Annotated in this window: 24 protein-coding genes; 16 read left to right on the top strand and 8 right to left on the bottom strand. The window is 54.0% G+C overall.

All coding sequences use genetic code 11. The annotated features are described in order from the left end of the window. Window positions 1-25: 25 nt before the first annotated feature. Window positions 26-583 (bottom strand): HTH-type transcriptional regulator PuuR, encoded by a 558-nt coding sequence (puuR, locus tag EL29_RS10275; protein WP_013026343.1) that lies wholly within the window; start codon window positions 581-583, stop codon window positions 26-28. Continuing rightward, window positions 580-1,341, bottom strand: a complete 762-nt coding sequence (puuD, locus tag EL29_RS10270; RefSeq protein ID WP_013026342.1) for a gamma-glutamyl-gamma-aminobutyrate hydrolase — start codon at window positions 1,339-1,341, stop codon at window positions 580-582. The genes puuR and puuD overlap by 4 nt, the downstream gene beginning before the upstream one ends. 209 nt (window positions 1,342-1,550) lie before the next feature. Between puuD and EL29_RS10265 the strand changes: the two genes are divergently transcribed. Further along, complete coding sequence (locus EL29_RS10265; RefSeq protein WP_028715316.1) at window positions 1,551-2,969, top strand: glutamine synthetase family protein; 1,419 nt, start codon at window positions 1,551-1,553, stop codon at window positions 2,967-2,969. A 372-nt stretch (window positions 2,970-3,341) separates the two neighbouring features. Beyond that, a complete protein-coding gene (locus EL29_RS10260) occupies window positions 3,342-4,700 on the top strand; it encodes an APC family permease (protein WP_028715315.1) in 1,359 nt (452 codons plus the stop codon). Window positions 4,701-4,750: 50 nt separating this feature from the next. On the opposite strand, the gene ygbI is transcribed toward EL29_RS10260, so the two are convergent. Continuing rightward, on the bottom strand, window positions 4,751-5,521 hold the full coding sequence (ygbI, locus tag EL29_RS10255) for a DNA-binding transcriptional repressor YgbI (RefSeq protein WP_028715314.1): 771 nt from the start codon (window positions 5,519-5,521) through the stop codon (window positions 4,751-4,753). Between the two features lie 264 nt (window positions 5,522-5,785). On the opposite strand from ygbI, the gene ltnD reads away from it, so the two are divergent. From ltnD to EL29_RS10230, 5 genes are all read left to right on the top strand, one after another. Further along, window positions 5,786-6,691: an L-threonate dehydrogenase gene (ltnD, locus tag EL29_RS10250; protein ID WP_013026338.1), complete on the top strand. Its 906-nt coding sequence runs from the start codon at window positions 5,786-5,788 to the stop codon at window positions 6,689-6,691. Then, on the top strand, window positions 6,691-7,953 hold the full coding sequence (gene otnK / locus EL29_RS10245) for a 3-oxo-tetronate kinase (protein ID WP_013026337.1): 1,263 nt from the start codon (window positions 6,691-6,693) through the stop codon (window positions 7,951-7,953). The genes ltnD and otnK overlap by 1 nt, the downstream gene beginning before the upstream one ends. Further along, window positions 7,946-8,572 carry a 3-oxo-tetronate 4-phosphate decarboxylase gene (gene otnC, locus EL29_RS10240; protein WP_014605475.1) on the top strand — a complete coding sequence of 209 codons (627 nt, stop codon included), beginning with the start codon at window positions 7,946-7,948 and terminating at the stop codon, window positions 8,570-8,572. Before otnK ends, otnC begins: the two co-directional genes overlap by 8 nt. Next, a complete protein-coding gene (locus EL29_RS10235) occupies window positions 8,572-9,357 on the top strand; it encodes an HPr family phosphocarrier protein (protein WP_013026335.1) in 786 nt (261 codons plus the stop codon). The genes otnC and EL29_RS10235 overlap by 1 nt, the downstream gene beginning before the upstream one ends. A gap of 128 nt (window positions 9,358-9,485) precedes the next feature. After that, window positions 9,486-10,841, top strand: a complete 1,356-nt coding sequence (locus tag EL29_RS10230) for a GntP family transporter (RefSeq protein WP_014594048.1) — start codon at window positions 9,486-9,488, stop codon at window positions 10,839-10,841. A gap of 47 nt (window positions 10,842-10,888) precedes the next feature. Here EL29_RS10230 and sbcB read toward each other — a convergent pair whose 3' ends face one another. After that, complete coding sequence (sbcB, locus tag EL29_RS10225; RefSeq protein ID WP_028715313.1) at window positions 10,889-12,310, bottom strand: exodeoxyribonuclease I; 1,422 nt, start codon at window positions 12,308-12,310, stop codon at window positions 10,889-10,891. A gap of 198 nt (window positions 12,311-12,508) precedes the next feature. Here sbcB and dacD point away from each other — a divergent pair, with 198 nt between their 5' ends. The 3 genes from dacD to tmaR all read left to right on the top strand — a co-directional run bounded on the left by dacD (window position 12,509) and on the right by tmaR (window position 15,422). Beyond that, the gene (gene dacD / locus EL29_RS10220; RefSeq protein WP_014605477.1) at window positions 12,509-13,666 is read left to right on the top strand and encodes a serine-type D-Ala-D-Ala carboxypeptidase DacD; all 1,158 of its coding nucleotides are present in this window, start codon (window positions 12,509-12,511) and stop codon (window positions 13,664-13,666) included. Window positions 13,667-13,879: 213 nt separating this feature from the next. Further along, complete coding sequence (locus tag EL29_RS10215) at window positions 13,880-14,935, top strand: FUSC family protein (protein ID WP_024471873.1); 1,056 nt, start codon at window positions 13,880-13,882, stop codon at window positions 14,933-14,935. A 160-nt stretch (window positions 14,936-15,095) separates the two neighbouring features. Then, a complete protein-coding gene (gene tmaR / locus EL29_RS10210) occupies window positions 15,096-15,422 on the top strand; it encodes a PTS system regulator TmaR (RefSeq protein WP_013026330.1) in 327 nt (108 codons plus the stop codon). Window positions 15,423-15,522: 100 nt separating this feature from the next. Here the strand turns inward: tmaR and EL29_RS10205 are convergent, their stop codons facing one another. After that, entirely contained in the window at window positions 15,523-16,581 is a 1,059-nt protein-coding gene (locus EL29_RS10205; protein WP_015699965.1) for a LacI family DNA-binding transcriptional regulator, read from the bottom strand. Between the two features lie 92 nt (window positions 16,582-16,673). Continuing rightward, window positions 16,674-17,588 (bottom strand): ketopantoate reductase family protein, encoded by a 915-nt coding sequence (locus EL29_RS10200; RefSeq protein WP_028715312.1) that lies wholly within the window; start codon window positions 17,586-17,588, stop codon window positions 16,674-16,676. Between the two features lie 269 nt (window positions 17,589-17,857). Here EL29_RS10200 and EL29_RS10195 point away from each other — a divergent pair, with 269 nt between their 5' ends. From EL29_RS10195 to EL29_RS10175, 5 genes are all read left to right on the top strand, one after another. Continuing rightward, window positions 17,858-18,880: an LLM class flavin-dependent oxidoreductase gene (locus tag EL29_RS10195; protein ID WP_028715311.1), complete on the top strand. Its 1,023-nt coding sequence runs from the start codon at window positions 17,858-17,860 to the stop codon at window positions 18,878-18,880. Window positions 18,881-19,360: 480 nt separating this feature from the next. Beyond that, a complete protein-coding gene (locus tag EL29_RS10190) occupies window positions 19,361-19,843 on the top strand; it encodes an Hcp family type VI secretion system effector (protein WP_028715310.1) in 483 nt (160 codons plus the stop codon). Window positions 19,844-19,873: 30 nt separating this feature from the next. Next, window positions 19,874-20,356 carry an Hcp family type VI secretion system effector gene (gene tssD, locus EL29_RS10185; RefSeq protein WP_028715309.1) on the top strand — a complete coding sequence of 161 codons (483 nt, stop codon included), beginning with the start codon at window positions 19,874-19,876 and terminating at the stop codon, window positions 20,354-20,356. A 35-nt stretch (window positions 20,357-20,391) separates the two neighbouring features. Then, window positions 20,392-21,222, top strand: a complete 831-nt coding sequence (locus tag EL29_RS10180) for a hypothetical protein (protein ID WP_013026324.1) — start codon at window positions 20,392-20,394, stop codon at window positions 21,220-21,222. Between the two features lie 302 nt (window positions 21,223-21,524). Further along, a complete protein-coding gene (locus EL29_RS10175) occupies window positions 21,525-21,746 on the top strand; it encodes a SymE family type I addiction module toxin (protein ID WP_013026323.1) in 222 nt (73 codons plus the stop codon). Between the two features lie 225 nt (window positions 21,747-21,971). On the opposite strand, the gene aldA is transcribed toward EL29_RS10175, so the two are convergent. Then, entirely contained in the window at window positions 21,972-23,399 is a 1,428-nt protein-coding gene (gene aldA, locus EL29_RS10170) for an aldehyde dehydrogenase (protein WP_028715308.1), read from the bottom strand. Window positions 23,400-24,229: 830 nt separating this feature from the next. Between aldA and rhaT the strand changes: the two genes are divergently transcribed. Next, window positions 24,230-25,264, top strand: coding sequence for an L-rhamnose/proton symporter RhaT (gene rhaT, locus EL29_RS10165; protein WP_014594040.1), 1,035 nt, complete (start codon window positions 24,230-24,232; stop codon window positions 25,262-25,264). 36 nt (window positions 25,265-25,300) lie between these two features. On the opposite strand, the gene rhaR is transcribed toward rhaT, so the two are convergent. Further along, on the bottom strand, window positions 25,301-26,167 hold the full coding sequence (gene rhaR, locus EL29_RS10160) for an HTH-type transcriptional activator RhaR (RefSeq protein WP_014605481.1): 867 nt from the start codon (window positions 26,165-26,167) through the stop codon (window positions 25,301-25,303). Between the last annotated feature and the right edge of the window lie 7 nt (window positions 26,168-26,174).

The following is a 26,174-nucleotide window of genomic DNA, read 5'->3' as shown; positions in this document are numbered from 1 at the left end:
TTAGCTCCTTGGCAGACGGCCCCCATCAAAAATTGGCGGGCGTATGGGCACTGACGATGCGGCAGGGCACATCGGCAAGGTTGGTAAAGCTGTGCGGCAGGCCGGTATCAATGACGTAACTCTCACCGGCAGACAGGTGAAATTGCTGGCCGTTTATCTCCAGAACGATCTGACCTTCCAGCAGCGTACCGGTTTCTTCGCCCGCGTGGTGCAGTTTTTCCCCGGTACTGGCACCGGGAAGATAGGTCTCCAGCAGCATGCCCAGGGCGCGCTTTGGGGTGCCGTTATCAATCAGCTTCAGTGAAACGCCCCGGCTGCCGATCTCCAGCAGATCCTCGGGCCGGACAACCACGTTGGGCGCATCCTGGCTGTGAGGTTCGGAGAAAAATTCCGACAGCGACAGACCATAAACTTTCAACAGTTTTTGTAGCGTGCTGACCGCCGGGCTGACCTTGTCCTGCTCAATGGTGCTGATGGCACTGTGCGTCAGGCCAGCCAGTTCAGCGACGCGCCGTTGAGATAATCCCATCGCCTGGCGAATTTGCGACAGCCGACGTCCGGGAGCCTGATTCGCATCATTCATTGCTGCTTTTCCCGTTGATAATGACGCGCGGCCTGAATAAAGCCGTTAAACAGCGCAAAGGACGGCGTTGCGGGTTTCAACTGCCACTCGGGATGCCACTGTACTGCCAACGCAAAAGGATGCCGGCTGAGGCTGACCGCCTCAATCAGGCCATCTGGCGCCCGGGCTTCAATGCGCAGCTGTGGCCCGGTTTCGCGTATCCCCTGATGATGAACGGAATTCACGATTAACGGCGCCGGGCCGAGCAGCGCGGCCAGTAGCCCTCCGGGTTCAATATTCACATCATGGGCAGGTGCGTACTGTTGCGACAGCGGGGCAGCGTCATCGTCGTGATGGCGCTGAAACTGTGGATGCTGATTAAGATGACGGTAAAGTGCGCCGCCGTTGGCTACCACCAGCTCCTGCATGCCGCGGCAGATGCCAAAGAGCGGGAGTTGCTTACCCACGGCGTGTGTGATCAGATTAAAGGCCAGCCTGTCCCGTCCGACATCCGCGTCGGGTTCTTCGCCTGCTTCACCATACAGCCAGGGTTCAAGGTTGCTGGGGCTGCCGGTCAGTAAAATTCCGTCCAGCGCAGCCATAGCGTTTTCTGATAGATGAGGGGCAGCCATAAGCTGATGAGGCAGCGCAAGCGGCACGCCACCGGCGGTAACGACGGCATCAAGATATTTATTGTGCACCGACTGAACCGGATGCCCGTGATGATGCGTCTGACACATCACTACGCCGATCAACGGCTTGTCAAAAATAATGCCCATCTTTCCCCCTCAACAGCTGTTCGAAATATTTGACGAAAAGGGCATATCTGATGGTTAAGTGTGCAATATTTTGTCAATCTAGCAACCCACTGCCGGATCTTCAAACAGATTTGTTACATTTGCACACTTTTTGTGTTAGCGCTATGTTAGAGGTGTGGCGGTTTTTTTGAGCATTACGCACTCCCATTTTGTGGTTAAAGGCGGATGAAATCATGACTAACCTGGTAGAAGTAGAAGACTTCACGTTGCACAGTGAAGAGAGACGAACCAGCGCGTTCCAGCAAGAGGTTAAAAACTGGCTGGAGCGCCACCCTGAAACCCAGTACGTTGATATTTTACTTAGTGATTTAAATGGTGTTTTTCGCGGTAAGCGTATTCCCGTCTCCGCGCTGGCTAAGCTGGAAAAGGGCTGCTACTTTCCCGCCTCGGTCTTTGCCATGGATATTCTTGGCAACACCGTTGAAGAGGCCGGACTGGGACAATCCCTCGGTGAGCCCGATAATCTTTGCCTTCCCGTTCCCGGCACGCTCGTTCCCTCCGCCGCCGATCCGCAACACATTGCACAACTGCTGCTAACCATGTGCAACCAAGATGGCACTCCCTTTGACGTTGAACCCCGAAATGTCCTGAACCGGCTGTGGCAACAGCTGCGTAACCGTGGACTGTTTCCGGTGGTAGCGGTAGAGCTGGAGTTCTATCTGGTCGATAAAAAGCGCGACGCGGAAGGTTTTATTCAGCCGCCCTGCGCACCGGGCAGCGACGATCGCAATATGCAGAGCCAGGTCTATTCCCTGGACAATCTTGATCACTTCTCTGAAGTCTTACGGGATATCGATACCCTGGCCCGCCTGCAGGGCATTCCTGCCGACGGCGCGCTGGCGGAAGCGTCACCGGGGCAGTTTGAAATTAACCTGCATCACACCCGGGATGTCCTGAGCGCCTGCGATCATGCCATTCAGCTTAAGCGCCTTATCCGGCAGGTGGCTGAGAATCACGGTATGACCGCTACCTTTATGGCGAAGCCCTATGAAGACTATGCGGGCAGTGGGATGCACGTACACATCAGTATGCTGGACGCGGCCGATCACAACGCCTTTGCCTGCGACGACGGCAGCGACTCTCCGCTGCTGAAGCGCACCCTGGCCGGTATGATCGATTTAATGCCGGCCTCCATGGCGTTGCTGGCCCCTAACGTCAATGCCTTCCGCCGTTTTGTCCCGGAGGCGTACGTGCCGTTGCAGGCCTCGTGGGGCCATAACAACCGCACGGTGGCGTTGCGCATTCCCTGTGGGGATATTGAAAGCCGCCGAATCGAGTATCGAGTGGCGGGAGCGGATGCTAACCCCTATCTGGTGATGTCCGCGATTTTAGCTGGCATGTTGCACGGTCTGGATACGCAACTGCCTTTGCCGCAGCCGGTTAAAGGCAATGGTCACGAGGCGGAAGGGTTAGCGTTACCCATCCGTCAAAGTGATGCCCTTACCGAGTTTGAAAGCAGCTATCCTTTACAAAAATTACTGGGTGAGAAATTTGCCAAAGTGTGGTTTAGCTGTAAAAATTATGAGCTAATGCAGTTTGAAAGGTTAATCACTGCCACAGAAATCGACTGGATGTTAAAGAATGCCTGATTAATTTTTTGCATTCTCTGCGACAACGTCTTGAAATAATGCGTTGGGTTGGGGCAAAATACGCCTCCTGCAAATTCAGAACATAACCGACGCTCACCGCGTCGGTTATTTTTTTGCATGTTACAACAGAGTGAATTTTCACTGACACAAACGAGGCCGGGCGCGTACCCGGATAGATAAACACTGAAAACACGCACCCGCGTGAGATTGAGGATGTAAAGATGGGGTTGTTTAACACACTGCCAGCGCAGGCTGGTACACGTTTTCGTGATGACTACGGCGCCGCTGCCGCAAACCTTACTCCCTGTCGCTTAATGCGCAGTATCCTTGTGAATCAACCCAGTCAGGTTGCTGCGCAAGGAGGACTGAAGCATGTCGCTTAATACCTCTGCTGCACCACAACGTGCTCAACTGAAAAAAACGCTGACTTTACTTCCGGTCGTCATGATGGGCTTAGCCTACATGCAGCCTATGACCCTGTTCGATACCTTTGGTATTGTGTCGGGCCTGACCGATGGTCACGTTGCCACCGCCTATGCTTTCGCCCTGATTGCGATTCTGTTCACTGCCGTGAGTTACGGTAAGCTGGTACGCCGCTTCCCATCTGCGGGCTCCGCTTATACCTACGCTCAAAAGGCAATCAGTCCGCACGTCGGTTTTATGGTGGGCTGGTCATCGCTGCTGGACTACCTGTTCATGCCGATGATCAACATCCTGCTGGCAAAAAACTATTTTGAAACCCTGGTACCAGGCATCCCCTCGTGGATTTTCGTGGTGCTGCTGGTGGGCTTTATGACGCTCTCCAACCTTAAGGGAATCAAAACCGTCGCCAACTTCAACAGCGTGATCGTGATCCTGCAGGTTGTGGTGATGGTCGGTATTACTGCCATGGTGATCTACGGTGTGGCGCACGGTGAAGGTGCAGGAACAGTGGTAAGCAGCAAACCGTTCTGGTCGGAAAACGCCCACGTGGTGCCGATGATTACGGGAGCGACCATCCTGTGTTTCTCTTTCCTGGGTTTTGACGGCATCAGTTCGCTGTCGGAAGAAACGAAAGATGCAGAACGTACCATTCCGCGTGCGATTTTCCTGACCGCGCTGATTGGTGGCCTGATGTTTATCGTGGCCTCGTACTTCCTGCAGCTGTACTTCCCGGACATCTCGCGCTTTAAAGAGCCGGATTCCTCACAGCCGGAGATCATGCTCTACGTCGCGGGCAAAGCGTTGCAGGTCGGTATCCTGATCTTCTCCGTGGTCACCGTACTGGCTTCCGGCATGGCGGCGCACGCGGGCGTATCACGTCTGATGTACGTAATGGGCCGTGATGGCGTATTCCCGGAGCGTTTCTTCGGCTATATCCATCCGAAATGGCGCACGCCGTCACTGAACGTGATTCTGGTCGGTGCCGTCGCGCTGATGGCCATCAACTTCGATCTGGTTACCGCGACTGCGCTGATTAACTTTGGTGCGCTGGTGGCGTTTACCTTCGTTAACCTGTCGGTGATTGCGCAGTACTGGGGACGTGAAAAACGTAACAAAACCCTGAAAGATCACTTCCAGTATCTGGTTCTGCCGATGCTGGGCGCGCTGACCGTTGGTGCGCTGTGGGTTAACCTGGAGCAGAGCTCGATGGTTCTGGGCTTGATCTGGGCCGCCATTGGTATTCTCTACCTGGCCTTTGTGACCCGCAGTTTCCGCAATCCGGTTCCCCAGTTTAGCGAAGAAGTGTAATCCCCCTGGTCCTGCTCTGTGCCCAATAACGGGACAGAGCAGGGCTGTTCTTATTCGCTTTTTCCGGCCATCATCAGTTCCCAACTTCCTGCCTGTAACGCATTTCGTCCTGCGGTATTCAATTGATCATCCGTCACGATCACATCAAACTTCTCCAACGGTAAGGCCAGCCACGTCGCGATTTTATCGTACTTAGAGCTGTCGCTTAGCAGGATGCGTTTGCTGCTGACCTCGCACACGGCCTGTTTAACCGCCACCTTGTCTTCATCCGGCGTAAACAATCCGCGCAGCCCCCAGCTTGAGGTGGACACAAAGGCGATATCTATCGCAAGTTGACGCAGGTGGCGTGCCGCCGCATCGCCAATGCAGGAGCGGTTATCCCGGCACACCGTACCGCCGGTGTGAATCACCCGACAGCGACTCGCCTCCATCAGCAGATTGGTCACCATAAAATCATTAGTGACGACCAGCAGATCCTCCCGATCGGCAATTTCCCGCGCCAGCGCCAGCGTGGTGGTGCCGGCATCCAGATAGATGCAGCTGTCAGGCGGAATAAGCTGAGCGGCTAACTTGCCAATGGCTTTTTTTTCTTCATTGAACAGGGCCGTTTTGGTCAGATGTGAGGGCTCGCTCGCCAGCCTGTTAGCGGAACGAACACCGCCCGACACCGAGAGTACCGCGCCCTGTTCTTCCAGCTTTTGCACATCCCGGCGAATAGTCATATGTGACACGCCAAAACGCTCCGTAAGCTCGTTAATGCTCATTACGCCGCGCTCTGCCACCAGAGCCAGAATCTGTTGATGACGCTCAACCGGAATCATAACCACCTCGTTTTATCATTTTTTCACATTGTAGAGCATCGTCATGTGAAGAAACATGGAAATTTTGACTCCATTTTTCTTGAAAAACCGCGCATTAACCGCCCGTGAGTGGGAGTAGCAAGCGGTGAGTGATGTGAAAAAATGTTTTACAGCGGCCTCTGTGAGTTAATTTATGTGAATAAGAACACGTTTTTGCGCGTCGTTTATTGGCACTATTAACAACAGAAATCAAAAATTCACTTAAATTAACAATGGAGGCCAGCGATGCCAGTTTCACATATTTGTGTCATAGGCTTAGGCTCAATGGGAATGGGCGCCGCGCAGTCCTGCATTCGTGCCGGGCTGTCAACCTGGGGCGTGGATCTGAATCCGCAGGCGCTGGATGCGCTGCGTCAGGCGGGCGCGCGCGATGCTCAGACGTCGGCGCATGCCTTTGCCAGCCAGCTTGATGCTGTGCTGCTGCTCGTGGTGAATGCCAAACAGGTTAACACGATCCTGTTTGGCGAGCAGGGGCTGGCCGCCAGGCTGAAGCCAGGCACGGCGGTAATGGTTTCTTCCACCTTGTCCGCGCAGGATGCACAGCAGATCGCCGCAAAACTGGCGGACTATCACCTCCTGATGCTGGATGCACCGGTATCCGGCGGGGCGGCCAAAGCCGCCAGCGGCGAGATGACCGTGATGGCGTCCGGCAGCGACGAGGCGTTTGCTGCCCTGCAACCGGTACTGGATGCGGTGGCCGCGAAGGTTTATCGCGTCGGCACGGAAATCGGTCAGGGATCGACGGTCAAGATTATTCATCAGCTGCTGGCTGGCGTGCACATTGCCGTCGGGGCCGAAGCCATGGCGCTGGCCGCCCGCGCCGGGATCCCGCTGGAGACGATGTATGAGGTGGTGACCAATGCGGCCGGCAACTCGTGGATGTTCGAAAACCGTATGCGCCATGTCGTCGATGGCGACTACCGACCGACATCCGCGGTAGATATCTTTGTCAAAGATCTCAACCTGGTCGCCGAGACGGCGAAAGCCCTGCATTTCCCGCTGCCGCTGGCCTCCACCGCACTGAATATGTTCACCGAGGCCAGCAATGCCGGTTATGGCCGTGAGGATGACAGTGCGGTCATTAAAATCTTCAGCGGCATTACGCTGCCTCAACGCGAGGGGGAAATCTGATGCGGTTAGGGGTCATTGCCGACGATTTTACCGGCGCAACCGACATTGCCAGCTTTCTGGTACAGAACGGGCTTTCTACCCTTCAGTTTAACGGCATCCCGAAACAGGCCGCTGTGCCGGATGCACAGGCCATTGTGGTCAGCCTGAAATCGCGGTCCTGCCCGCCCGCGCAGGCCGTCAGCCAGTCGCTTGACGCGCTGCGCTGGCTGCAGGCGCAAGGCTGTGAGCGCTTTTATTTTAAATACTGCTCCACGTTCGACAGCACCTCCGCGGGCAATATCGGTCCGGTGACGGATGCGCTCATGGCCGCACTGGATGAGACGCTGACGGTGATCTGCCCGGCGTTGCCGGTGAACGGGCGCACCGTTTATCAGGGTTATCTGTTTGTGGGTGAACAGCTGCTGTCGGATTCCGGCATGCGCCATCATCCGGTCACGCCAATGACCGACAGTAACCTGCTACGGCTGATGGAGAGCCAGAGCACGGGAAAAGCCGGGCTCATCTCTGCGACCACGATAGAGCAGGGTGCAGGCGCGATATCACGGCAACTTGAGCAGCTGCGTGCTCAGGGGGTGAATTACGCGGTGCTTGATACGCTTACTGAGCAACATCTGCTGAACCAGGGCGAAGCACTCACCTCGATGCGGCTGGTCACGGGCGGCTCCGGGCTGGCGATTGGCCTGGCGCGCCAGTGGTCAACGACCCACCGCGATGACCCGCAAGCACAGCGCGCGGGTTACCCACAGGGCCAACGGGCGGTAGTGCTCTCGGGCTCCTGCTCACAAATGACCAACCGCCAGGTCAATGCCTATCGCCAGCAGGCATCCGCCCAGGAGATCAGCGTGTCGCGCTGCCTCAGCGACGAAAAGTACGCCGAGGCGTTATGCGACTGGGTCGCAGAGCATGCTGATGAGCCCCTCGCACCCATGCTCTATGCCACAGCGGATGCGCAACAGCTGCAGTCGATTCAACAGCACTATGGCGCACAGCGCAGCAGTGAGGCGGTGGAGCAGCTGTTTGCCCAGATAGCTCGCACGCTGAAGTCCCGGGGCTGGCAGCGCTTTATCGTCGCAGGCGGCGAAACCTCTGGCGTGGTCGCCCAAAGCCTGGGCGTGACTGCATTCCATATTGGTCCGGTGATTTCGCCCGGCGTGCCCTGGGTGAGAGATATCGGGCAGCCGTTGTCACTCGCGCTGAAGTCAGGCAATTTTGGTGATGAACAGTTTTTCCGCCGCGCACAAACGGAGTTTTCCCATGACTGAACAACAGGCCCGTGAAGAGATGGTCAGGCTGGGCGCATCTTTCTTCCAGCGCGGTTATGCCACAGGATCGGCCGGTAATCTTTCGCTGCTGCTGGACGATGGCACCCTGCTGGCGACGCCCACCGGCTCCTGCCTGGGCGAACTGGATGCCCAGCGCCTGTCTAAAGTGACGTTACAGGGGGAGTGGATAGCCGGGGATAAACCCTCAAAAGAGATCGCCTTTCACCGGGCGCTCTACCTGAATAACCCCGACTGCCGGGCAGTGGTTCATCTGCACAGCCACTATCTGACCGCGCTCTCATGCCTGCAAAATCTGGACAGCCAGAACTGCATCCGCCCGTTTACGCCCTACGTGGTAATGCGGGTGGGCGATGTGCCGGTGGTGCCCTACTATAAACCCGGCGACGCGCGACTGGCGGAAGATCTGGCTCTTCTGGCGCCGCGCTACCGTGCTTTCCTGCTGGCGAACCATGGTCCGGTGGTGGTGGGCAAATCCCTGCAGGAAGCCGCGGACAATACCGAAGAGTTGGAAGAAACCGCACGCCTGATGTTTACCCTGGGCGACCGGGCCATTCGCTATCTTACCGCCGACGAAGTCGCCGAACTCAGGAGCCGATAATGCCAACGTTTGCAGCTAACTTATCTACCCAGTTCAATGAGGTGCCCTTTCTGCAGCGCTTTGCCGCCGCTGCACAGGCGGGCTTTGACGCGGTTGAATTTCTGTTTCCTTACGACTATCCGGCTGAGCAACTGAAAACGCTGCTCGATGACAACGGGCTTAAACTGGTGCTGTTCAATACCGCACCGGGCAACGTGGCTGCGGGGGAATGGGGGGTTTCAGCCATTCCCGGCCGGGAAGCGGAGGCAAGAGCCGATATCGACAGGGCTCTGGACTACGCGCTGGCGCTGGATTGCCCACAGGTGCACATCATGGCGGCAACCGTCCCTTCCGGTGCCGATCGCCAGCAGTATGTTGAGACGTTCATCGGTAATATGCGTTATGCAGCAGAACGCTTCGCCCCACACAACATCCGGTTGTTAATCGAAGCGTTAAATCCCACCACTAAACCCCATTATCTCTATGCCAGCCAGTATCAGACGCTGGAGATGGTTGAGCTCATCGATCGTCCCAACGTCTTTACCCAACTGGATCTGTTCCATGCCCAGATGGTGGACGGCAATCTCAGCCACCTCATTCGCCACTACGCCGGGCGTTATCAGCATGTGCAAATCGCCGCCGCGCCCAGTCGTCATGAACCTGACGAGGGCGAGATCAACTATCCCTGGCTGTTCAGCCTGCTTGATGAGGTGGGTTACGAGGGCTGGATCGGCTGCGAATATTTCCCGCGCGGGGACACCGTGGAAGGGCTGAGCTGGCTGGCGCCCTGGGCGAAACACCGCTGAGTTAAGGTTAAAAAATCACACCGGTGCTGCGGCAGCGGTGCAGTTCTGGTCGTCTTTAAAACGGACCAGCACCAGGTAGAGCTGTAGCCAAAAAACGCTAAAAAAGATAACTATTCCAGAGGTTTACTATGACGACTGCGTTGCTGTTAGCCATTGCGACCGCCAGCATTGTGATTTTGCTGTTGCTGGTCATTAAAGCCAAAGTCCATCCCTTTGTCGCCCTGTTGATTGTCAGCCTGCTGGTGGCGATCGCCACCGGTATTCCGGCTGAAAAAATCATGGAAACCATCATCAGCGGTATGGGTGGACTGCTGGGGCACATCACCATCATTATCGTGCTGGGAGCCATGCTCGGGGCGATTATCGAAGCCTCGGGCGGCGCCGAGTCGCTGGCGCAGCGCTTCAGCAAAACGCTGGGCCTGAAACGCACTGTCGCTGCACTGACCATGGCCGCCTTTATTCTGGGCATCCCGGTGTTTTTTGAAGTGGGTTTTATCATTGTTATCCCGCTGATCTACGGCTTTACCAAAGTGGCGCGGGTTTCTCCCCTGAAGTTTGGCCTGCCAATGGCCGGTGTGATGTTAACGGTACACGTGGCGCTGCCCACCCATCCGGGTGCCGCGGCCGCTGCGGCCATTTTGCACACCGATATGGGCTGGCTGATGATGTTGGGGATTCTGGTCTCGGTGCCGGTCGGCATTTTAGGTTATTACGTCGCAAAGGTGATGAACCGTCGCCAGTATCATCTGTCGGTCGAGGTGCTGGAGCAGCTGCAGATGGCGAAGCCGGAAGGCGCGCAGAAGAAAAATGAACCTGCACCGCCGGGTGCGCTGACCATAAGCGGTTTGATTGTGGTGCCGATTGTGCTGATTGTATTAGGTACGCTGTCTCACTCGCTGCTGGCGCAGGACAGCCTGCCAGGTAAAATCATGACGGTTATTGGCACACCGCCCATAGCGCTGCTGATTGCGTTGGGCCTGGCCGCCTGGCTACTGGGCATCCGCCGTGGCTGGAGCAAAGATAAGCTGGAAGATCTGACCGGCCGGGCCATTCCGGGATCGGCGAGCGTGATTCTGGTGGCGGGCGCGGGTGGGGCCTTTGGGAAGGTGCTGGTGGAGTCCGGCGTCGGTAAAGCGCTGGCGCTGGCGCTGGAAACGCTGCACCTGCCGTTAATCCCCGCGGCCTTTATTCTGTCGCTGGCGCTGCGCGCCTCGCAGGGATCGGCTACCGTCGCGATTCTTACCACCAGCGGCCTACTGACGCAGGCCGTGACCGGCATTGATGATATGCACCGTGTTCTGGTCACGCTGGCAGTGTGCTTTGGCGGGCTAGGGCTGTCTCATGTCAACGATGCGGGCTTCTGGGTGGTGACGCGCTATCTGGGCCTGTCGGTAGCGGATGGATTAAAAACCTGGACGGTACTGACAACCCTGATGGGGATGACCGGTTTTGTTCTGACGTGGGCGCTGTGGTTTGTGATTTGATATGTTGGCCGGGAAAGGCGATTCGCGTTTTCCGGCCAGTCTGAGCGTCAGGACACCAGTTCCTGCGCATACAGATACAGCGCTTTTAACTGGGCCAGCTTTTCCTGATCGCTTTCATGCAGGCTGGCCAGCGATTCCAGCTCCATCAGAAACGACTGCACCTTATCCGGATTCAGTACTTCGCGACGGTGCTGCAGCCAGCGCTGTTGTTCAGCATCATCCAGGGTGCCGGGGAAGTTCCGCGCCCGATAACGAAACAGCAGCTTCGCCACGCGCGGACTGTCAAACGTCAGATCCAGCGCGGGCAGGTTAGCCGGCGCCGTCTGGCGAATAATGTTCATGCCCGCCCGATCGGCATCGCTAAAGAAGCCATCGTAGAGCTGGGTATCCACATCATCCGACGGCGTAAAGGGTTCCGCATCGGCAAATATCGCCACCAGCTTTTCACGTATTTCAGGATGCTGACGCAGCGTCGCCAGATTATCCAGACAAGACTTGCGATCGATGCCCAACCGCCCGGCATCTTCAGGCCGCAGGGTATTCGCCGGAGCCAGCACGGGGCACTTATTGATGTGCACCAGCTTAACGGGAATGGCTGATTGATCGCCCAACTCGCTTTTGCGCGTGTAGAGACGTTCGCGCAGGCTGTCGGTATCCAGTGTTAAAAGCGGCGTCATATCGCCGGCCAGGTCGACCACGATCAGCGCATTGCGGTTATCCGGATGCCAGGCAAGCGGCACCACCCAACTGGTATTGCCGCGTGCTGCGCCAAACATGCCGGAAACGTGCACCAGCGGCTTCATCTGTGGAATATCGATCAGGGTCATGAGTTTGTTTTTGTTGCGATGCGTAAACAAAAACTCGAACAGCTTAGGCTGTTTCTCTTTCACCAGTTTCGCCATTGCGAGTGTGGCATAGACATCCGACATCGCATCGTGGGCGTTTTCATGGGCTACGCCGTTGGCTTTGGTCAGGTGCTCCAGCCGGAAGCTGGGAAAACCGTCTTCATTTTCGGGCCAGTTGATGCCTTCGGGCCGCAGCGCATAGCAGGCACGCATCACGTCCAGCAAATCCCAGCGAGAGTTACCGTTTTGCCAGCTCCAACCGTAGGGATCGTAGAAGTTGCGGTAGAAAATATTGCGTGTCACTTCATCGTCGAAGCGCACGTTGTTGTAGCCCACCACGCAGGTTTGTTCGGCGGTGAACAGGGCATGAATGCGGGCGGCAAACTCGGCCTCGCTGACGCCCCGCGAGGCGGCAATTTGCGGCGTAATACCGGTAATCATTACCGCTTCAGGCTGGGGCAGATAGTCGTCCGGCGGACGGCAGTAAAACACCTCTGGCTCGCCAACCGGATTAAAGTTGCTGTCGGTACGTAACCCGGCAAACTGCGCCGGACGATCCCGTGACGGACTGGTGCCGAAGGTTTCGTAATCATGGAATAAGAAAGTGAATTCAGAGGCGGGCACGTCGCTGTCCTGTCTGCAAAAAAATCAACGTTCAGGATAGTCTTCTGCGCTCGCCAGCACAACCGTACTGACCAAAGCTGCGTGGTGGCACCCGGCAGTTCATATTTTTTTTCAATTTAATTAAACCTTCTTAAGGCTTTTGCCGTAAAACGTCCGGCTGTTCCCGTCTGTTTTATTTGTGCAACTAAGGATGAAGTGTTGAAAAGGCGTCTGTTAATTACCGTAACTGTTTTTTGGGCTTCGCTGGCACAGGCCGACGATATGCCGTTTCCCGTGACGCCACCGGCGATCGATGCCGCATCATGGGTGCTAATGGATGCCACCACGGGGCAGGTGCTTACGGCGGGCAATCCCGACGAACGCCGCAATCCGGCCAGCCTGACCAAGTTAATGACGGGCTATGTCGTTGACCGCGCCATCGATCAAAAGAAAATTACGCGCGACGATATGGTCACCGTGGGGAAAGACGCCTGGGCCGCAGGCAATCCGGTCTTTAAAGGTTCATCGCTCATGTTCCTGAAACCAGGCGATAAGCTGAGCGTGCGCGACTTAAGCCGCGGTGTCATTATCGATTCGGGTAACGATGCCTGCGTGGCGCTGGCCGATTATGTCGCGGGCAGCCAGGACAACTTTGTGAAGTTGATGAATCATTACGTGGAGAAACTGGGCCTGACCAATACCCATTTCGAAACCGTCCACGGTCTGGATGCGCCAGGACAGTTCTCCAGTGCGCTGGACATGGCAAAGCTGTCTCGCGCCATCATCGACGGCGAGCCGGATTTCTATGCCATGTACCGTGAGAAAACCCTGACCTGGAATGGCATCACTCAGAACAACCGCAATGGTCTGCTGTGGGATAACAGTCTTCACGTGGATGGTCTGAAAACAGGTCATACCGAAACCGCAGGATTTAATATCATCGCCTCAAATGTGGTCGGTCAGCATCGCCTGATTGCCGTGGTGATGGGCGGTAAAAGCGCGAAAGGGCGCGAAGAGCAGGCGCGTAAACTGCTGGTCTGGGGCCAGAATACGTTCGACACGGTCCAACTGTTCCATGCGGGCAAGAAGATCGGCAGCGAACACGTGTGGTACGGCAATCCGCATCAGGTTGAGGTGGGCACGGCAAATGATGTTTACCTGTCGCTCCCGCGCAGTGAAATTCCGAACGTGAAAGCCAAATACGTGATTAACCGTAGCGATCTGGAAGCACCGCTGAAAGCCAATGAGAACATTGGTGAGATTCAGGTCATGGATAAAGACAAGCAGATTGCCAGTTATCCGCTGGTGGCGCTCAGTGCCGTTAACGAAGCCGGCATGTTTAGCCGCCTCTCCGACTATCTGAAACGTAAGTTTTAATCTCAGGCCACGCGCACCTGCCTGCCGGGCAGGTGCCGCGAGGGCTCGCATCGCAGGACCCTATTGCCACCTGAACGTTTTATTTTGCTGATTTACCGCCACAGGTTGGTGATAATGGCCCAATGTGTCACGTATTGACTAAAATATTGACGGCGCGCCAGGACTCACACGGTGCATCGCGTAGAATCACCTCTTTACCCGCGGACAGCTATCTTGCGCTCTGATAAGCCCATCTCTAATCTGGAATTCTGGTTATATCGCCATTACCGTAGCGTGCACGGCTTGCGCATCGCGGTGGCGTTTCTTTTTGCCTTTTTGTTTGTGCGGATGACCGGCATTCCCGAAGGCACCTGGCCGCTGATTACGCTGGTGGTGGTGATGGGGCCGATCTCCACGTGGGGCAATGTGTTTCCCCGCGCCATTCAGCGCATTGGCGGCACGATTGCCGGGTCAATTTCGGGATTGATTGCGCTCAAGCTGGAGATGATTTCGCTACCGGGCATGCTGGCCTGGTGCGCGCTGATCATGTTTATCAGCGGCTATCTGACCCTGGGAAAGCATCCCTATATGGCGCTGTTGATTGGCATTACGCTCTGCGTAGTGGTCGGCGCGCCAATGGGGGATTTCACCGTCGCCATGTGGCGTGGCGGCGATGTGATTTTAGGCTCGCTGCTGGCGCTGATATTTACCGCTGTCTGGGCACAGCGCGCCTACATTCACTGGCGTATCCAGCTTTCGGATACGCTGGGCGAGATGGCAAAAATCTATCATGCAGGGTTTTCCGCTAACCTGGTGGAAAAGCCGCGACTGAATAAGCCCTTTGGGAAGTTGCTCTCCAGCGTCATCAAAATGCGCGCGCTGCTGGAGCCGTCCAGCAAAGAAACGCGTATTCCTAAATCGGTATTTGAAGCGATTCAGACCATAAACCGTAATATGGTGTACACCATTGAGATGCAAATTAATGCCTGGTGGGCATCGCGGGAAAGCCATCTGATTATGCTGAATGCGCCGACGCTGCGCCGTACCCAGCAGATGACGGAAAACGCGCTACGAACGTTGTCGGAGATGGCGGTGAAAGGGGAAACCTATGACATCATCGCGGCCAACCATGAGTTAACGGAAATCGTCAATGAACTTAAGCAGTTGATCGCCAGCGGCAGTGACCGTCTGGAGGAGACGCCAATTTATGGCTATGTCTGGTTGAGTCTGGAGCTGGCGAAGCAACTGGAGCGCATGACGGACTTACTGCGTCTGGCGCTGCGTAAATAATCACCTCAGACAATGACTTAATGCGAAACCCGGTTTTTTTGCGCTAAGATAAGAGCCAGTCCGAATTTAGCTGTGAGAATTGCCCTTAAGGCTGGCTAGCCGCTAAGCTGATCGTTTTGACTCTCTCCCTGCTTTAGCAGGCTTAAAGAAAGGTGCCATCATGGAAAATGCCAAGCAATCATTTCAGGACGTACTTGAGTTTGTCCGTACGTTTCGCCGCAAGAACAAACTGCAGCGTGAAATTGTCGATAATGAGAAGAAAATTCGTGACAACCAAAAGCGTGTTCTGCTGCTGGACAACCTGAGCGAATACATTAAACCCGGCATGAGCGTGGAAGCGATTCAGGAAATCATCGCCAGCATGCGTGCGGACTATGAAGATCGCGTGGATGAATACATCATCAAAAACGCCGACCTCTCGAAAGAGCGCCGTGAGCTGTCTAAAAAGCTCAAGACCATGGGCGTGGGTGAAACCAAAGCGCCGTAAGGGTGCGCGAATAACGGAAACCCTTCGCTGCTGATAACCGGCCCGCGCAACCTTCAGGTTGGGCGGGCTTTTTTTATGGCTGAGAGACGTCGGTGAAGACTTAGCGGGTCAACCTACGTGCAATCTGCTGGAGTTGACGCGCCAGATCCGATAAGTCCAGGTTTTGGCTGGCGGGCGCTGCGGTGGTTTCTCTGATCACCAGCATCGGCTCCAGGGTACGTGACGCCACCGCTTCACCCCGCAGTTCGGCCAGCACCTGATCCACGCTGTGGGTGCCGAGCTGCTGAAGATCCTGGCGAATGGTGGTCAGTGGCGGCTGGTACCAGGCGCTTTCTGCCGTGTCATCGTAGCCGACAAGAGAAATATCGCCCGGAATCGCCACGCCGTGCTGATGTAGCGCCCGCATCGCGCCCAGCGCCATCTCATCATTCGCCACTAAAAGCGCCTGGGGCAGGGCATTCGGGAGTTGCGCCAGCATCGCCTGATAGCCGGATTTGGCGCTCCAGTCGCCGCGCAGGACGCAGCAGGGAGATAACTGATGCTCTGCCAGCGCCTGACGCCAGACCGCTTCGCGCTGACGAGCCGACACTGAGCGCACCGGGCCATTCAGCAGGCCAATTTGCCGGTGCCCGAGCGCAATCAGATGTGCAACGGCGGCACGCGCCCCTTGTTCGTTTGAATACTGGCAATGAGATACGAGAGCATGGGGATCGGCATCCAGAAACAGCACCGGCTTTTTACCGCACATCACGCGGATTTTTTCCGCCTCGGCCGCCTCTAACGGCATATTGATCAGCACCGCATCCACGCGCTGGGCCATCAGTTCATTCACTGTCGCTTCCGCATTATCCTCACTGTCCATCGCGATCACCAGGTGATAACCGGCGCTGGCGGCGCGCTGCTGAATGGCCGAAGCAATCTGCGCCGGGGCCATCAGGGCCAGGTTACTGGTTGCAAGGCCTAAGGTTCGGGTCGCTTTTCCCGCCAGCTGCTGTGCGACCCGATTGGGCACATAGTTAAGCTGCTGCATCGCCGCTTCAACTTTTTCACGGGTGCGGGGGGAAACCTGCTCAGAGCGGTTAAGCACGCGAGAAACCGTTTGATAGGAAACGCCAGCCAGTTGGGCAACATCATCAAGGGTCACAGAGCGGGACGTCATTATTCCTCCAAAAGATGAGGCAGCGAGTGTAACAAAATTCCGTTACTCGCGCGTCCTGCGACGACGCGGCTGCTTTCCCATCACATCCGTGTTTAACGGTTCTGTTGATAGATTTGCAGGTTAACATTCACCGCATTCAACAGTGGCACAGTCATACCATGACGACTGGCTCGTAGCAGCAGGTCGCCAATGATCGTATCGGCTTCAATAGCAAAACCCTGGGTCAAATCACGATACATGGAGGAGGTCATCGGCGTCGACGGATCGTTCAGCAATTCATAAATTTTTGCGGTAACGGCAGGGCGGGGCTGATAGCCCTCCGCGCAGATAACCTGAAGCACCTCGCTGTAAATGCCCTGAAGCAGCATCTCGCCACCGGCCTGGGCCAGTATCTGTTGCGTGTTCCCCCGCGCCAGACAACACACCGCGCCGAGCGTGCTTAACAGCAGCCATTTTTCCCATAACTCACCGATAATATTGTCGGAAAAAAACGTTTCCACGGCACTACCACGTAGCGCGGCATCGACCTGCTGCAGTCGGTCATCGTTGTTGCCATCCAGTGCGCCGTAATAGATCTGGTGTAAGGGCGTCAACTGCACCACATGGCCTTTATCGTTCAACGTGGCGTTGATTTTGCACAAGCCACCGATCACCCGATCGGCACCGAAGTGGGTGAGCAAGGTGTCAATATGCCGCATGCCATTCAGAATCGGCATGATCAGGGTTTGTGGCCCGACAGCCGGCTGGATGTCGTGAATCGCCTGCGCCAGGCCGGTACTTTTAACCGTTAAGATGATTAAGTCGTAATGCGCGTCAAGCCTGGCGGCGGTGACCAACTGGGGTTCAAGCGTTTCCTGCCCTGAGCGGGTCTGCAACACCAGGCCGGTTTGTTGTAACTGATTAAAACGGCCTTCACGGACCAGGAAGGTCACATTCTGCCCGGCCTGTATCAGCCGTGCGCCAAAATAGCCGCCGGTTGCCCCCGCACCTACAATCAAAATACGCATCCCTTCTTCCTCCATTGAACGCATCTGCCCAGATGCAGGGCAGTGATTTACGTTATGCGTTAAAACCCAATCTGCCCGCAAGCATTATTACAATCTGCACCCACACAGAATAGTGCACTGACCGCAGTCAGGTCAGCGCAAGCTATGTCAAAATTCTTGAATGTAGCGCTTAAGGATATTCACTATCCGTCACGGCGCGGCTGGCGTAACCTTATTTCATTGAGGTTTATCACGCGAAAGCATTGTTCTTTCGTCAGGAGACGTTACAGATGAAAAAGATTGGTTTTCTCTCATTCGGCCACTGGACGCCATCATCGCAGTCCGCCACGCGTTCTGCTCAGGACGTGTTGCTGCAGTCTATAGATTTAGCGGTAGCGGCAGAAGAACTCGGGGCCGATGGTGCCTATTTCCGTGTGCATCACTTCGCCCGCCAACTTAGCTCGCCGTTTCCACTGCTGGCAGCGGTCGGCGCTCGCACCAAAAAAATTGAAATAGGTACTGGCGTTATCGATATGCGCTATGAAAATCCGCTCTATATGGTGGAGGATGCCAGCGCTGCCGATCTGATTTCCAACGGTCGCCTGCAGTTGGGCCTGAGCCGCGGCTCGCCAGAGCAGGTGATTGAGGGCTGGCGCTATTTTGGTTATGCGCCGCAGGAAGGCGAGACGGATGCGGACATGGGCCGTCGCCACACAGAAGTTTTCCTTGATGCGCTGCGTGGCGAAGGTTTTGCCAAACCGAATCCACAGCCGATGTTCCCGAATCCACCGGGCCTGCTGCGTCTTGAGCCGCTGTCTGAAGGCCTGCGCGATCGCATCTGGTGGGGTTCGGGCTCCAACGCCACGTCAGTATGGGCGGCGAAGATGGGCATGAACCTGCAAAGCTCGACGCTCAAAGATGATGAAACCGGCGAGCCGTTCCACATCCAGCAGGCAAAACAGATCCGCGCCTACCGTGAAGCATGGGAAGCGGCGGGGCACTCGCGTAAGCCACGGGTTTCCGTCAGTCGCAGTATTTTTGCGCTGGTGAACGATATGGATCGGGCTTACTTTGGCCGCAGTGGACAGGATCAGGATTCAGTCGGTTTTCTGGATGAGAAAACCCGTGCCATCTTTGGTCGCAGCTATGCCGCCGAGCCGGAAAAACTGATCAAACTGTTGGCAGAGGATGAGGCGATTGCTGAAGCGGATACACTGCTGCTCACTGTACCGAATCAGTTGGGCGTGGACTACAACGCACACGTCATTGAATCGATTCTGAAGCACGTGGCACCGGAGCTGGGCTGGCGTTAAGCCTGCTTGATCTTGCCAGATTAACAACCCCACACAGTCATCGCTGCGTGGGGTTTTTACTAAAATAATAATGCCTCTTCTACTGTAATATTTCTCACATTCCCCGCCGATAATATTGCTGGCCAGTGCAGCGAGATGTTTAGCGTTATTAACCTCTGAAACTATCAGCCGCTGAAAACATCAGCTTTCAGATTTATCTCAATAATACATTGTTAGTTGTAAATTAATTGACATGAAGTTGTGTTAATTTTATTAATGTATAAAGGCCTTCAAGGTTAACTGTATTCTGTTTACCTGACATATTCATATTTACTGAGAAAACTCTCAGGCGTTACTATTTCTGTTAGCACGATGCAACAGCATTGACATGCTGCTGCCTGTTTCTTAATGCAAATGGCTCTAAATTCTGTCTGAACCTGCCGAATATAACGGATTGCAACACCCGTTTCATCATTATCACAGCGTAATCGGAAAAAATTAATGGCGATTGATATTTATTTGAAAGTTGAAGGGACTACTGGAGAATCACAGGACAGCAATCATAAAGGATGGACCGACGTGCTCTCATTTAACTGGGGGGCTTCGCAACCCGGTAATATGGCGGTAGGTGGCGGTGGCGGCTCAGGAAAAGTGAATTTCAACGATCTGCGTGTTAAAGCGTTAATCGACAAATCCACTGCTGCCATTCTTAAATACTGCTCCAGCGGAAAGCATGTTTCAAAGATAGAACTGTCGGTTTGCAAAGCCGGTGGCAACCAAATTGAGTACACGAAGATTGTGCTGGAAGATGTACTGGTTACGGCAACGGATTTTAACGGAGTAGGGCAAGGTGACACCATTGTGGTGGACTACGCCTTTCAGGCATCCAAAGTGTCTACCAGCTACTGGGAACAAAGTGCCAGCGGTACCAAAGGGGCGGAAAGCAAAGCTGGTTGGGATATTAAACAAAATAAAGAGAGCTGAGTTAATCCGCCCTTAAAATAAAGGTGAAAAATGGCTATTGATATCTTTTTGAAAATAGATGGAATTGAAGGTGAGTCGCAAAATGCAAACCATAAAAAATGGATAGATGTTCTGTCATTTAACTGGGGCGCGCAGCAACCAGGTAATATGTCCGTTGGCGGTGGTGGCGGTGCGGGAAAAGTGAATTATCGCGATTTAAGCGTTGAGGCATTGATCGATAAGGCCACACCGGCGTTAGTGAAATATTGTGCCAGTGGTAAACATCTGCCAAAAATTCAGCTGTCTGTTTGCAAGGCAGGCGGGCAGGAAGTGGAATATACTCGCATCACGCTTGAAGATGTGCTGGTTACGCAGACTGACTTTACCGGCATTGGTCACGCGTCCACGCTGGGTATGCAGTATTCCTTTCAAGCCAGCAAGGTTGCGCTGGAATACTGGGAACAGGCTTCTCAGGGAACGAAAGCCGCTTCTGTGCAGATGGGTTGGGATATCAAGAAAAATAAAGAAAGCTAATCAAAGGAACTGTTACATCTTAAAAAGAGGTTATTATGGCATTTCCAGGCATACATGTGATTGAGGGACTCACGACGAATCCCAGTTTAAATTCTGATACTTCAGGCAGCTTTTTACCCTCTGAAATTCTCAAAGAATCATTGATTCTGATGAGTTCGCTTGAGCCGATGGAAATTGCCAGTCTTTCTAAAAGGGAAACCAGTGTTATTGCCAGTGCGTTGAACGATTATAAAAATAACAGTAACAGTCGTTTTAAAAATCCTCCCACAGAGCAGGCTACAGGGCGGCGGCCGAATGGTGAGATAAAGCATATTAACAATCGCATACTCGGCATTCCTGTACAGCATTATAATACCACTTCAATGGGAGCCGTTGCGTTAAGTTCAGCCACCTTATTGGCAATCTTTTGGACCTCAACTGCAGGTTTATTTAGCATCGTTGGACGAAGTATCGTCCCTGCTGTGGCGAGTCTTGGCGGAATTGGTTTATCGTACCATTCAAATAACCGCACCCTGTCAATTAATCAATTAGCTGCGCATTTGAAAAATCTGGCAGACAATTTTAACAGCGCGCATGATGCGCTCGTTGCTTTTTCTCAGAAGGCAAAGTTGAAAAAACATAATTTTAAACCCTCCAAAGACACAGAGCCGACTTTTGCAGGGGAGGTCATATCTAAAAACCCTATTCCAGCAGCACACCGTGAAAGAATGTCGTATATTTTAAATCAATTTACTTTTACAGAGTATCAGCGCGTCGAGCTCATTGGTGATAGTGCGAATTTTGTGAAGCTGTTTTTTAATCAGAATGAGCAATTGACTTTAACAAAGATTGAATATGGCTACCTGACTGCGATGGATATTCCCTAATTCCGCGCCCGTCAATCTAAACCTCCAGATGGTGCATTTTAACGCTTCGGCAACCCAGATGAATGATCCTTGATAAAAGGGGCATAAGTCAAATTGTGCGAGCCGGGTTCCAGCACCTGGCTTGTTATCATCTACTTCAGGCGCTATGTTTTATCTGCTTTGTAAAAGCAGATAACGGGACGCTAAAAACGCTACTGGCCAGACAGCCAGCATAAATTTTTAACAGATATGCTTTTAATTTTTTACAGCCATGGCTGGCGCATTGTGTAAATACACCATCATCAAATAAGGGAGATTATTCAATGTCTGTTACCACGCTTAATCTTGTTCAGAAACCGTCTTCCGCGATTTCAAAAACTCAGCGCCGGTACAAAGTCGGCTACGTACCTAATTTTGGCGACACCAGCACGCCTGCGCTGAATATCAGCGGCAAATGGTTGCGTGAAGCCGGATTTGATACCGGCACGCGGGTCTCGGCAGAAATTAGCGAAGGATGCATTGTGCTGCGGGTCGATAAGTCATAAAACGGAAAGGTGTGATTGATTGCTCACTTCTCAAAGGCAGCGTTGCGGGTTGCCCCTTGAATTCAGGTCAGGTGAGCATAAAACCGCCTGGCCTACTTTATTGGCAGAACAAACAGATAACGCGGTTTCCTTCACCGCGTGAATTCAGTTGCCAATAAGGAAATGCCATCCGTTTAACCTCCTCAGGGTGCGACCCGGCAGGGCCGCAAACCGCCGTCGTTAACACTACAAATACACAACATGCGTTTGCAGATATTCCTCGAGCCCATGGCGACCATCAGCACCGCCGATGCCCGACTTGCGCCAGCCGGCATGGAATCCCTGCATGGCTTCAAAATTCTCGCGGTTAACGTAGGTTTCACCAAACTTCAGCTGACGCAGGGCGGTCATCGTGGTGGTCAGGTTCTGAGTGTAGATTGAGGAAGTCAGGCCGTACTCACAGTCATTGGCCAGTGCGATAGCTTCTTCGAGCGTTTTAAAGGTCATTACAGGAAGCACCGGGCCAAAAATTTCCTCACGCATAATCTCCATCTCTTGGCGTACGCCGGTAATAATCGTGGGCTCGAAGTAAAAGCCCTTGCGGCCCGCCCGTTTACCGCCCAATACAACCCTGCCGCCTTCTTCTACTGCCCTGGCAACTTTTTGCTCAACCCGCGCCAGCGCGGCGGCGGTGATCAGTGGCCCCATATCGATATCGTTTTTTTCAGCCGGATTGCCAAACGTCACGTGTTGCATCGCCTCTGTCAGTGCGCTGATAAAGCGGTCATAAATCCCTTCCTGTACATAAACCCGCTCTGCGCAGTTGCAGACCTGACCTGTATTAATGACGCGTGAGCTGACAATGGCCTTTACTGCCAGATCGAGGTCGGCATCATCCATTACAATGGCCGGCGCTTTACCCCCCAGCTCCAGAGAGACTTTGGTAACGTTTTTTGCTGCCGCTTCCATGGCGGCAATCCCGGCATTAACGCTGCCCGTCAGGCTTACCAACCCCACTTTTTCGTTGCCAGCCAGCTCCTGACCGATCTCAGGGCCGTAGCCGTAAACAACATTGAACACACCTTTTGGAAGGCCGATATCCGCAACGATCTGTGCAAACAGGGCCGCGTTATTGGGCGTCAACTCACTCGGTTTTATCGCAATCGTATTGCCGGTAATCAGTGCCGGCGCCGCTTTACGCGCAATCAAAAAAAACGGGAAGTTCCACGGTAAGATGCCGGTAGTAACGCCAATCGCTTTTTTAAAGACGAAAATATTTTCATTAGGACGATCGCTGTTCACAATCTCACCTTCGTAGCGTCGCGCCCATTCGGACATGTAGTCCAGGTAATCAGCAGTAAAAAGCACTTCGGTTTTTGCCAGCCCCTGGGTTTTACCGCCTTCTGCCACGATAGTGGCGCTGAGTTCGGGTTCACGCTGACGAATGGCTGTGGCAATTTTACGCAGCCAGCTGCCGCGCTCCACGGCCGGTAAGGCTTCCCAGCCCGGCTGCGCGGCATCGGCAGCGGCGATAGCGTCTGCGGCGTCCTGACGCGTGCCTTGAGGAATGCGTGACAGTAGCGCTTCGGTAGCAGGATTAATCACTTCAATCCACTTATCGCTGTGATTAGGCACAAAAACACCATTAATGAAATGTTGATGATGTGTTGTCATATGCAGGGCTCCGCTTTTAACTCGTTAACGTTATGTGAAAACAGAGTGAAACAGATTACGACGATACACCTTTTTATCTTTGCCAAAGCCACACTGCAGATGGCAGGGAAGGGAAGAAAGACACGACGAAGCCAGCATTTCCACGGCGTGTTTTGTTATCTGAGCGGTCAGCGTCTTATAAAAAGGGTCGACGGGCTGGAACCCTGTATTCGCCAGCAAATGCCGGAACGCCTGGGATGGCGATAAGCCCGTGCCTGCCCGCGCAGTCAATGACGAAGCGGTAGGCTTTTTACGGGAGGCATCCCCGGCCAATTGTCCTTTCGGTTTGCCCTGCCACGCAAACGTCTCATTGCGTGACTGCAGTTAATAACATGCGCAGCGACTACTGCGCTGAATCGTAGAGTGCTTATCCAACATCATGCGATCTCCCGCTGATCACAGTATCCCCACTAGCCTTGATTCATATCACAAACCTTTTCTGCCGACCGTTTTCCCTCTTCGTCCGCCAAACCATCTTTGCAGCGAACCCGCAGCTCAACTTTATGTCATTGCCACGTTAATAAGCGTGCTGGCAGTAAGATTAAAACTGTGCCGATCAACACAACAAACAACAAAAATATCTCGAATAATAAGCGGTTTAGGTAAAACGTCCGGTTACTGTCCTTAAATGTGAATTTGTGATCTTTATGTTGAAAATTCACCGGATTTTGCCAGCGACCTGTGTTTTCCGGCAGCCATTCAAAGGCTGAGTGAAAGCAGCTCCCACTAGACTGCTGCTTATCAGGAAACGTCGGTTTCCTGTTTGGCCTCAACCTTGCGAAGGAATAACAATGAACAGTGCCATTATTGCCGGTATTTTCTGGCATCTGGTGGGTGCCGCCAGTGCCGCATGTTTTTATGCGCCGTTTAAACAGGTCAAAAAATGGTCATGGGAAACCATGTGGGCAGTAGGTGGCTTGATGTCGTGGCTGATTTTGCCATGGGCAGTCAGTGCCGTGCTGCTGCCGAATTTCTGGGCGTACTACAGTAGTTTCAGTCTGTCACAGCTGCTACCTGTGTTTTTGTTTGGTGCAATGTGGGGCATCGGCAATATTAACTACGGCCTGACCATGCGCTATCTCGGCATGTCGTTAGGCATCGGTATTGCTATCGGCATTACGTTAGTCGTCGGGACACTCATGACGCCGTTGCTGCAGGGCCGTTTTGTCGCACTCTTTAGCTCGGCTGGTGGCCGTATGACGCTGCTTGGCGTTCTGGTCGCGCTGATTGGCGTGGCAATTGTATCGCGAGCCGGTTTGCTGAAAGAGCGCGCGCTGGGCATTAACGCCGAAGAATTTAATCTGAAGAAAGGGCTGATACTGGCGGTTATCTGCGGTATTTTCTCGGCCGGCATGTCCTTCGCTATGGATGCCGCAAAGCCGATGCATGTTGCGGCAGCTAATCTGGGTATTAATCCGCTGTACGTGGCGCTACCCAGCTATGTGGTGATTATGGGCGGTGGTGCGCTGATTAACCTGGCGTACTGCTTTATCCGCCTGGCGGTTAAGCCGGAGCTCTCCCTCCGCCGGGACTTCTCCGTGGCAAAACCGCTGTTAATTGCCAATATCGCTTTCGCTATTCTTGGCGGCACCATGTGGTATCTGCAGTTCTTTTTCTATGCATGGGGCCATGCCAAAATTCCACCGCAATATGACTTTGTCAGTTGGATGCTGCACATGAGTCTGTATGTGCTGTGTGGTGGTCTGGTCGGACTGATGCTGAAAGAGTGGAAATCTGTCGGGCGTCGTCCGGTTAGCGTCCTGTCGATTGGCTGCATAGTCATTATCATCGCTGCCAATATTGTCGGGCTTGGCATGGCTGCCTGACTCCGCAGAGATAAAAGCCTGATGCGTTAACGCGTATCAGGCTTTTGCGTTATCAGTTAGCGTGGCGCATTGCGGTACAAAACGTTGCCGCCAGGCACTGGGCGTCATGCCGGTTTCACGCGTAAACACCACCGAAAAATAGTTACTGTCATCAAAGCCGCAGCGTGAAGCAATCTCGCTGATTAAACTTTCCTGGGTGCGCAGTAAGTATTTTGCCTGACAGAGTTGAAGCTGACGCAAATAGTGGCCAATTGTCATGCCGGTTTGCTGGCGAAACAGCTGTTTAAGCGCTCGCTCGCTGAGTTGGTGCTGCTCGCAAAAGTGGGCGAGGTCAAACGGACGGCTGATATCGGCCAGCAGCGACGACATCAGCAGATCAAGCTGTTCGCCTTCCGGTAGCGCCCAGGAACGATCGGCCGCGTAACCGTGGCGGCGCAGAATCAGCGCCAGCTGTAAAAACAAGGCTTCAGAAAGCTGAATGGACAAGGGATCGTTTTTGCGGCTTTCCCGCTCCAGTTGGCTGATGACGCCACGCGCCAGGGCCATACCGTGGGTGGTTAATCGCCAACCGGACTGAGCATTCTCTTCCTGAGGCGGTATAAGCTGGCTCCAGTCAAGATCGAGCCGAAAGCGATCGCGGCAATAAAGAATGTTGTCGAGCGCCAGGTCATGGACGCTGTCATAGCTATGGCAGTCGCTGTCGCGAATATAAAACACATCGCCGCAGGTAATCAGCCAGGGGCGATCGTTGAGGATGTGCAGCCCGTTGCCGCGCCAGACAATTACAATCTCGCTAAACCTGTGTTGATGAGGCGGGAAAGAGGGTTGTGGCATACGTTCGGCCACTGCAATGGGCAGGTTTCTGGCAGGAAAGTAGTCCTCGCGCGACAGAATTAGCGACATATTAAAA

The organism is Pantoea ananatis LMG 2665, assembly GCF_000710035.2.
GTDB classification, from domain to species: Bacteria; Pseudomonadota; Gammaproteobacteria; order Enterobacterales; family Enterobacteriaceae; genus Pantoea; species Pantoea ananatis.
This window is presented reverse-complemented; position numbering and strand designations above follow the sequence as displayed.

Coding starts and splice junctions, on each gene's coding strand:
- EL29_RS10260 (WP_028715315.1), top strand. CDS start 3,342: ATGTCGCTTAATACCTCTGCTGCACCACAACGTGCTCAACTGAAAAAA.
- rhaT (WP_014594040.1), top strand. CDS start 24,230: ATGAACAGTGCCATTATTGCCGGTATTTTCTGGCATCTGGTGGGTGCC.
- ltnD (WP_013026338.1), top strand. CDS start 5,786: ATGCCAGTTTCACATATTTGTGTCATAGGCTTAGGCTCAATGGGAATG.
- EL29_RS10235 (WP_013026335.1), top strand. CDS start 8,572: ATGCCAACGTTTGCAGCTAACTTATCTACCCAGTTCAATGAGGTGCCC.
- puuD (WP_013026342.1), bottom strand. CDS start 1,341: ATGGGCATTATTTTTGACAAGCCGTTGATCGGCGTAGTGATGTGTCAG.
- ygbI (WP_028715314.1), bottom strand. CDS start 5,521: ATGATTCCGGTTGAGCGTCATCAACAGATTCTGGCTCTGGTGGCAGAG.
- EL29_RS10200 (WP_028715312.1), bottom strand. CDS start 17,588: ATGCGTATTTTGATTGTAGGTGCGGGGGCAACCGGCGGCTATTTTGGC.
- puuR (WP_013026343.1), bottom strand. CDS start 583: ATGAATGATGCGAATCAGGCTCCCGGACGTCGGCTGTCGCAAATTCGC.
- EL29_RS10190 (WP_028715310.1), top strand. CDS start 19,361: ATGGCGATTGATATTTATTTGAAAGTTGAAGGGACTACTGGAGAATCA.
- aldA (WP_028715308.1), bottom strand. CDS start 23,399: ATGACAACACATCATCAACATTTCATTAATGGTGTTTTTGTGCCTAAT.
- EL29_RS10195 (WP_028715311.1), top strand. CDS start 17,858: ATGAAAAAGATTGGTTTTCTCTCATTCGGCCACTGGACGCCATCATCG.
- EL29_RS10230 (WP_014594048.1), top strand. CDS start 9,486: ATGACGACTGCGTTGCTGTTAGCCATTGCGACCGCCAGCATTGTGATT.
- EL29_RS10175 (WP_013026323.1), top strand. CDS start 21,525: ATGTCTGTTACCACGCTTAATCTTGTTCAGAAACCGTCTTCCGCGATT.
- rhaR (WP_014605481.1), bottom strand. CDS start 26,167: ATGTCGCTAATTCTGTCGCGCGAGGACTACTTTCCTGCCAGAAACCTG.
- tmaR (WP_013026330.1), top strand. CDS start 15,096: ATGGAAAATGCCAAGCAATCATTTCAGGACGTACTTGAGTTTGTCCGT.
- tssD (WP_028715309.1), top strand. CDS start 19,874: ATGGCTATTGATATCTTTTTGAAAATAGATGGAATTGAAGGTGAGTCG.
- otnC (WP_014605475.1), top strand. CDS start 7,946: ATGACTGAACAACAGGCCCGTGAAGAGATGGTCAGGCTGGGCGCATCT.
- EL29_RS10180 (WP_013026324.1), top strand. CDS start 20,392: ATGGCATTTCCAGGCATACATGTGATTGAGGGACTCACGACGAATCCC.
- otnK (WP_013026337.1), top strand. CDS start 6,691: ATGCGGTTAGGGGTCATTGCCGACGATTTTACCGGCGCAACCGACATT.
- EL29_RS10205 (WP_015699965.1), bottom strand. CDS start 16,581: ATGACGTCCCGCTCTGTGACCCTTGATGATGTTGCCCAACTGGCTGGC.